The organism is Pseudomonas sp. AGC41 (assembly GCF_057334555.1).
This window is the reverse complement of sequence record NZ_JBHFJB010000146.1, coordinates 114,679-121,627: the sequence shown is the minus strand read 5'-3', so window position 1 is coordinate 121,627 and position 6,949 is coordinate 114,679. Positions and strand designations below refer to the sequence as shown.

The following is a 6,949-nucleotide window of genomic DNA, read 5'->3' as shown; positions in this document are numbered from 1 at the left end:
GCGGCCCAACGGCAGCGCGGCGGGGGATGCGGTCAGCCAGATCAACCAGAAGCTGGCGCTGCTCAAGTTGCCGCCAGTGAAAATCGAATGGGTCGATCCCACCCTGGCGGTGGAGGATGTGTTGGAGATGGTCCAGGGTGGGATCTTCCACCTGACCATCGTCGAACAACCTATCGCCGAACGCTGGGGCAAGATCCTGCCCAAGTTGCGCTTCGACCGCCAGGTGCTCATCGGCGAGCCGAGTGACGAATATTGGTTCGTCCGCCGCGACGCCGGCATGCTGCGGGCGAGCATCGATCGATTCCTCGCCACCTATAAAGTCCCCGACAACCAGGACGCCGCGTTCCTGCGTATCTACCGGCGCTTGTATCAGGTTCATTATCCGCTGGCCCGGGCCAATCGACAGCGCCTGGAAAAACTTCGGCCGGTGCTGCAAAAACATGCCCAGGCCCAGGGCATGGACTGGCTCAACCTGGCGGCCCTGGCGTTCAAGGAGTCAGCCTTGCAACCCAACGCGCGCAGCGGCAGCGGCCCCACCGGCCTGATGCAGATCACGCCGTCCGCAGCCCAGCGGGTCGGGGTCAACAACATCCAGGACCTGGATGCCAATGTGCAGGCCGGCGCCAAATATCTGGCCATGATCCGTCGCAAATTCTTCTCCAGCCCCAAGCTCAACGAGCGCGAACGCATGGCGTTTGTCCTGGCTGCGTACAACATGGGACCGGAGCGCGTCCAAGGCATGCGTGCCGAGGCTCGGCGGCGCGGCTTGAACCCTGACCAGTGGTTTTTCCAGGTCGAGCGAATAGCCATGGAGCAGGTGGGAATGGGCGCCGTCAGCTACGTTAATAGCGTGAACAAGTATTACCTGGCATTTGATCGAGAGCGCGAATCCCTGGAGCCGCCAGAGCGAAAAGTGGCTTCGGCTAAATAATCTAATTTATAGATTGTTTTGGTGGGTTTTTTGCGCTTTTTGCCGGTGATTATTTGATTAATATGGCGACCAACACAAAACATCTCTCCCAAGGAATGCACCGCAATGAGCACTTTCATCAACAAAGTTCTGTTTACCCGCGCCGGCTACGGCCTGACTGTCCTGCGCATCGTCGTCGGCGTCATTTTCGCCGCCCACGGCTCGCAGAAACTGTTCGGGCTGTTTGGTGGTTACGGACTGGCGGGCACGGCGCAGTGGATGGACAGCATCGGTCTGACGCCTGGCTACCTGATGGCAACCCTGGCCGGTGGTACTGAATTTTTCGCCGGGCTGGCCTTGATCATCGGCCTGCTGACACGTCCAGCGGCGTTGGGCCTGGCCTTCCTGTCCCTGGTGGCGATTTTCTCCGTGCACATCGGCAACGGTCTGTTCATGGCCAACAATGGTTATGAGTTTGCCCTGGCCTTGCTGGCCGGCAGCATCGCCGTGTTGATCGAAGGTGCGGGCAAGCTGTCAGCGGATAACGCCATCGCCCGTTGATAACTTGCTCAAGACAACAAGGCCCGTCGAGTACGTAATGCTGCTCACTTAAGGCAATCGGGGAACCCGTGGCGAGGGAGCTTGCTCCCGCTGGGCCGCGAAGCGGCCCCAAAACCTACAACGCATCCGCCGGTTTACGACTGCTTCGCAGCCGAGCGGGAGCAAGCTCCCTCGCCACGGGTACATCATTTTGTGAAGTGAACAGGATTACCGTCCAGTACGGGCTTTTTTGTGCGCGTCGATTCTTGACACCGGCCAGCCAGCTTCTCTAGGATGCCGCTCATGCGCCGATTTAAACAGCTACTTGCGGGGCGCCAGGTGACTCATCCAGTCACCGACAGAAGCCGTGAAACAAGGCTTCGAAATACCGCTAAAGCGCTGGTTCGGTGTTGCCTCTCACCTGCCATGCAGACTTTTGAGGCAGAGACACGACACAATGAACGCACCCAGCCCCCTCGTACGTCTGGCGCCGATCACGGCGAACCTGCTGCAACGCAATCCGAAAATTCTCCTGGGCGGTACCCATCAGCCCACGCTGTTGCGCTACCTCGACGGCTGGCCGCGACGCAGCCATGGCCCCGCGGCCTTCCTGATCCAGTTTGTCGAAGACGGTGAATCGCTGGCGCGTTTCGCCGATGACAGCTTCGACCTGGCGGTGATCCAATCGCCAACGGCGGCGGACGCTGCGCAAATGATCCGGCACTTGACCCGTGTTGCACGGCAGGGACTGATCACTCGCCGTTGAGACGAATCGGACTATGGATAGCTGATATCGACGATGTAGACGAGCTTCTCTCCCGTTGGCGCCTGGACCCTGACTTCAGCGTCCAGCGCCTTGCCAATCAGGGCGCGAGCGAGGGGCGAGTCGATGCTGATCAGGTTCTGCTTCAGGTCCAGCTCGTCAGGCCCGACAATGCGATAGCGCGATTCCTTGCCGTCCTCATCCTCAACGGTGACCCAGGCGCCGAAATACACCTTGTTCGGATCGCTGGGCTTTTCGCTGACGACCTTGAGGGCTTCGAGACGTTTGGTGAGGAAACGCACGCGACTGTCGATTTCCCTCAGCATTTTCTTGCCGTAGGTGTATTCGGCATTTTCCGAGCGATCACCCTGGGCCGCTGCTTCGCTGACCGACTGGGTCACCTGGGGGCGGCGCACATGCCAGAGTTCATGGAGTTCAGCGCGCATCCGCGCCTCACCCTCGGGGGTGATCAGCGCGGTGCCGGCAGTACGGGGTGGACGATAGCGACTCATGGCAAGTTCTGGTGATGGCGAGGCCCGAAGTCTATCAACCCTCGCGCAACACTGTCAGTGGGCTGGCGTTGAGTGCTCGACGAGTGCCGAATACGCCCGCGGCACCGATCAGCAGCGCGCCCACCAGCGGCAATACCAGCAGCCATGGATGCGGATGCCACGGCAAGTCGAAGGCATAACGGTAGAGCACCAGGCTGACCAGTTCCGAACCCAGGGCCGCGAGCAAACCGCTGACCGCACCCAACAGGCCGAACTCGATGCGCCGGGCCTTGGTCAACAGCGGCCGCGCGGCACCCAGGGCACGCAGCAGCGCGCCTTGGCGGATCCTTTCGTCGAGGGTGGCCTGCAAGCCGGAAAACAGCACCGCCATCCCCGCCGCCAGCACAAACAGCAACACATATTCCACGGCCAGGGTCACCTGGGCCAGGATGCTGCGCAGTTGTTCGAGCAACGCCTCGACTTGGAGGATGGTCACGGCCGGGAAGGCGCGCGACAGGTCGACGATCTGCTGGTCATGGCCGGGAGCCAGATAGAAGCTGGTGAGGTAGGTCGCCGGCAGATCCTTCAACGTACCAGGCTGGAAAATCATGAAGAAGTTCGGCTGGAAATTGTCCCAGTTGATTTCCCGCAGGCTGGTGACCTTGGCTTCCCGGTTGAGGCCGCCGACGTTGAACACCAGGCGGTCGCCCAGTTTGATCTTGAGGTTTTCGGCCACTTTGCCTTCCACCGAAACCCCCGGGATATCGTCCGGTGGCTGTTGCTGCCACCAGTTCCCGGCCGTGACGACGTTGCCCGCCGGCAGCTCGGCTGCCCAGGTCAGGCTCAAGTCGCGTTGCAGCGCTCGGTCTCCGGCCGAGTCCTTGGTGACGAATTCCTTGGCCGGCTCGCCGTTGATACTGATGAGCCGTCCCGGTACCACGGGATAGAGCGGGGCCGACTGCGCCGACAACGCCATCAGCTTGTCGGTGAAGGCCTGCTTGTCGTTGGGCAGGATGTTCAAGGCGAAATAGTTCGGGGCGTTTTTTGGCAACTGGTTTTGCCAGGTGTCGAGCAACTCGCCGCGCAGGAGCGCGATCAAGGCCATGGACAACAGGATCAGGCCAAACGCCAGGGCCTGGCCGGCTGCCGCCAACGGATGGCGCAACAGCTGACCGAGTCCCAACCGCCAGGGCAGCGAGGCCCGGGCCAGCATCCGGCGCAGGCTCTGTAGCACCAGCAACAGCAGTCCGCCGAGCACCAGTGCGGCGATCACCCCGCCACCGAGCAGGGCAAAAGTCAGCACCAGGTCCAGGCTCAGGCGCCACATGATCAGCCCGAGCGCACCCAGGGCCGCGCCGTAGACCACCCAGCTGCTGGAGGGAATCGGCAACATGTCCCGACGCAATACGCGCAACGGCGGCACCCGGCCCAGCGCGGCGAGCGGCGGCAAGGCGAAACCCGCGAGTGCCACCAGCCCGGTGCCGATCCCGGCGATCGCCGGCAACAGGCCACCCGGCGGGACGGTGGTGGGCAGCAAGTCATGCAGCAAGGCAAACAATCCCAACTGGGCCACCCAGCCCAGTAGCGCACCGCTGATGCTTGCCAACAGGCCCAGCACGGCCAGTTGCAGGCTGAACAGCACCATGGTTTCCCGGCGCGACAGGCCAAGGCAGCGCAGCAGCGCGCTGGCGTCGAAGCGGCGGCTGGCGAAACGGTTGGCGGAAAGGGCCACGGCGACGCCGGACAGCAGCACCGCCACCAGGCTGGCCATGTTCAGGTAGCGCTCGGCCTTGCCCAGGGCTCCGCCGATCTGGCGATTGCCGTCACGGGCGTCCTGCAGTCGCTGGTTGGGCTCAAGACCTGGCTTGACCAGGTCGCGATAGGTTTGCAGCGCCGACGCCGGGCCGCGCCACAGGTCGCGATAGCTGACCCGGCTGCCCGGTTGCACCACGCCAGTGGCGTCGAGGTCCTTGAGGTTGATCATGACGCGCGGAGTCAGGCTGTAGAAATTACCGGCGCGGTCCGGTTCGTAAGTCAGCACGCGGCTCAGGCGAACGGTCTTGTTGCCGACATCGATGCTGTCGCCGATCTTCAGGTCCAGCGCGGTCAGCAGCCGTGCTTCGACCCAGGCTTCCCCGGGGGCAGGTCGTCCGCCGGTTTCTTCCGGGGCGAAGGGCGCCGGGGCGCTTTTCAGTTCCCCGCGCAAGGGATAGATGTCATCGGCTGCCTTGACGCTGGACAGCTGGATACCGTTGTCGGTGGCGACAACGCTGGAGAACTCCACCACCCGGGCATATTCCAGGCCCAGTTCGGTGCCGCTGCGGATCTGTTCCGGACGGGCAGGGGAGCTGCCTTCGAGCAGCAGGTCGGCGCCGAGAAATTCGGTCGCGCGCATCATCATCGCGCCATTCAGGCGGGCGCCGAAGTAACCGATGGCGGTGCTCGCCGCCACGGCCACCAGCAGGGCGAAGAACAGCACGCGCAACTCGCCGGCGCGGGCATCGCGCAGCAACTGGCGCAGGGCAAGGCTGAACAGGCGCAACAAGGGCAAGCGTGCCATCAAGGCTCCAGGGGCGCGACCATCAGGCCGGCTTCAAGTCGGATCAGGCGCCGGCAGCGATGGGCCAGGCGTTCGTCGTGGGTCACCAGTACCAGGGTGGTACCGCGTTCCTTGTTCAGCTCGAACAGCAGATCGCTGATGCGTTCACCGGTGTGGCTGTCGAGGTTGCCGGTCGGCTCATCGGCGAACAGTACGTCCGGCTCGGCGGCAAAGGCGCGGGCAATCGCGACGCGCTGTTGTTCGCCGCCCGAGAGCTGGCGTGGCGAGTGGGTCAACCGTTGGCCGAGGCCGACTCGCTGCAGCAGTTGCGTGGCGCGTTCCCTGGCATCCTTGCGGCCGTCCAGTTCCAGCGGCAGCATGACGTTCTCCAGCGCGTTGAGGCTGTCGAGCAGTTGGAACGACTGGAAAACGAAACCGACGTGTTCGGCGCGAACCCGGGCGCGCTGGTCTTCGTCCAGTGCGCTGAGGGCCTGGCCGGCGAGGGTCACTTCACCGCTGCTGGGCAGGTCGAGGCCGGCCAGCAGCCCAAGGAGCGTGGATTTGCCGGAACCGGACGCGCCGACGATGGCCAGGCTGTCGCCCTTGTTCAGTTCCAGGCTGAGTTCGTGCAGGATGGTCAGTTCACCTTCCGCGCTGGGAACCACTTTGCTAAGGTCCTTCGCGGTGAGAATGCTTGAGCCCATGGAGAATCCGATGCGAGTGTGGTTTTTGAGTGCCGGCCTGGCCTTGATGTGCATGGTCCAGAACGCAGCGGCGGGTACAGTCCTGATCGTTGGCGATAGTATCAGCGCGGCTTTCGGCCTGGATACCCGGCAAGGCTGGGTGTCGTTGCTGGAACAACGGCTCAAGGCCGAGGGTTTCGACGATAAAGTGGTCAATGCCTCGATCAGTGGCGACACCAGCGCAGGTGGCCTGGCACGCCTGCCGACGCTGCTTGCAGCCCATAAGCCGGACCTCGTTGTCCTGGAGCTGGGCGGTAACGATGGCCTGCGTGGACAGCCGCCAACACAATTGCAACAAAACCTTGCAGCGATGATCGACAGCTCCCGCGCCAGCGGTGCCAAAGTGCTTTTGCTGGGCATGCAACTGCCCCCCAATTATGGGCGGCGCTACACCGAGGCTTTTTCGAAGGTCTATGACACCTTGGCCGAGGAGAAAAAAGTGCCGCTGGTGCCGTTTTTCCTCAAGGATGTCGGCGGCGTTCCCGGAATGATGCAGGGTGACGGATTGCATCCGTCCGTCGCGGCCCAGGGCAAGTTGCTGGAAAATGTCTGGCCGGCGCTGAAACCGCTGCTTTGACGCTTTTCTACAGGCGGTCTTTCGGCTAATGTGGCGCCCCCGATTTGGAGCCCCTGATGCCGCGTCCCGCCTGGTCCCTGTTTGCCTACCAACTGATCGAGCCTGACGAGCAGCTGGATCTGTTCGCCTGCCAGGAAGTGCGGGTGCATCTGGTGACCCGGCAGTTGGAGCTCGGCGGCTCGGCCGACCGCACCCTTTGCGGCAGTCTTTTGCCGGCGCAGCCACGCTGGTCGGCCGTTGACCGCAGGATTTTCCAGGACCATCGCCTTTGCTCCTTGTGCCGGGCGATCCTGGAGTCGCAGAAGCGCGGTACCTCGCCGATCTGGCCGGAGCTGCGCTTCGAGTTGTGATCCCCTGATTCCGAGCAGGTCCCTTGTGGGAGGGGG

General features: G+C 63.0%; 8 protein-coding genes. 5 read left to right on the top strand and 3 right to left on the bottom strand.

All coding sequences use genetic code 11. The features are described from left to right. The 3 genes from ACE04F_RS23935 to ACE04F_RS23925 form a co-directional block, all read left to right on the top strand. A partial coding sequence (locus tag ACE04F_RS23935) for an MltF family protein (RefSeq protein ID WP_486110185.1) occupies positions 1 to 931 on the top strand: 931 nt, incomplete at its 5' end. Between the two features lie 105 nt (positions 932 to 1,036). Continuing rightward, entirely contained in the window at positions 1,037 to 1,471 is a 435-nt protein-coding gene (locus ACE04F_RS23930; RefSeq protein WP_486110184.1) for a DoxX family protein, read from the top strand. Between the two features lie 436 nt (positions 1,472 to 1,907). After that, complete coding sequence (locus ACE04F_RS23925) at positions 1,908 to 2,216, top strand: class I SAM-dependent methyltransferase (protein ID WP_486110183.1); 309 nt, start codon at positions 1,908 to 1,910, stop codon at positions 2,214 to 2,216. Positions 2,217 to 2,227: 11 nt separating this feature from the next. Here the strand turns inward: ACE04F_RS23925 and greB are convergent, their stop codons facing one another. Genes greB through ACE04F_RS23910 form a run of 3 tightly spaced genes read right to left on the bottom strand, consistent with a single transcriptional unit; the run spans position 2,228 to position 5,947 of the window. Further along, complete coding sequence (gene greB, locus ACE04F_RS23920; RefSeq protein ID WP_305499739.1) at positions 2,228 to 2,725, bottom strand: transcription elongation factor GreB; 498 nt, start codon at positions 2,723 to 2,725, stop codon at positions 2,228 to 2,230. Positions 2,726 to 2,759: 34 nt separating this feature from the next. Next, a complete protein-coding gene (locus ACE04F_RS23915) occupies positions 2,760 to 5,264 on the bottom strand; it encodes an ABC transporter permease (RefSeq protein ID WP_486110182.1) in 2,505 nt (834 codons plus the stop codon). Beyond that, complete coding sequence (locus tag ACE04F_RS23910; RefSeq protein WP_305499741.1) at positions 5,264 to 5,947, bottom strand: ABC transporter ATP-binding protein; 684 nt, start codon at positions 5,945 to 5,947, stop codon at positions 5,264 to 5,266. Before ACE04F_RS23910 ends, ACE04F_RS23915 begins: the two co-directional genes overlap by 1 nt. Before the next feature lie 10 nt (positions 5,948 to 5,957). On the opposite strand from ACE04F_RS23910, the gene ACE04F_RS23905 reads away from it, so the two are divergent. Then, positions 5,958 to 6,563 carry an arylesterase gene (locus ACE04F_RS23905; protein ID WP_486110181.1) on the top strand — a complete coding sequence of 202 codons (606 nt, stop codon included), beginning with the start codon at positions 5,958 to 5,960 and terminating at the stop codon, positions 6,561 to 6,563. Positions 6,564 to 6,619: 56 nt separating this feature from the next. Further along, the gene (locus tag ACE04F_RS23900) at positions 6,620 to 6,913 is read left to right on the top strand and encodes a hypothetical protein (protein ID WP_024776677.1); all 294 of its coding nucleotides are present in this window, start codon (positions 6,620 to 6,622) and stop codon (positions 6,911 to 6,913) included. Positions 6,914 to 6,949 lie beyond the last annotated feature (36 nt).

Bases quoted from the DNA above. Each gene is read 5' to 3' on its own strand.
- ACE04F_RS23910 (WP_305499741.1), bottom strand. From the start codon at position 5,947: ATGGGCTCAAGCATTCTCACCGCGAAGGACCTTAGCAAAGTGGTTCCC.
- ACE04F_RS23915 (WP_486110182.1), bottom strand. From the start codon at position 5,264: ATGGCACGCTTGCCCTTGTTGCGCCTGTTCAGCCTTGCCCTGCGCCAG.
- ACE04F_RS23930 (WP_486110184.1), top strand. From the start codon at position 1,037: ATGAGCACTTTCATCAACAAAGTTCTGTTTACCCGCGCCGGCTACGGC.
- ACE04F_RS23925 (WP_486110183.1), top strand. From the start codon at position 1,908: ATGAACGCACCCAGCCCCCTCGTACGTCTGGCGCCGATCACGGCGAAC.
- ACE04F_RS23900 (WP_024776677.1), top strand. From the start codon at position 6,620: ATGCCGCGTCCCGCCTGGTCCCTGTTTGCCTACCAACTGATCGAGCCT.
- greB (WP_305499739.1), bottom strand. From the start codon at position 2,725: ATGAGTCGCTATCGTCCACCCCGTACTGCCGGCACCGCGCTGATCACC.
- ACE04F_RS23905 (WP_486110181.1), top strand. From the start codon at position 5,958: ATGCGAGTGTGGTTTTTGAGTGCCGGCCTGGCCTTGATGTGCATGGTC.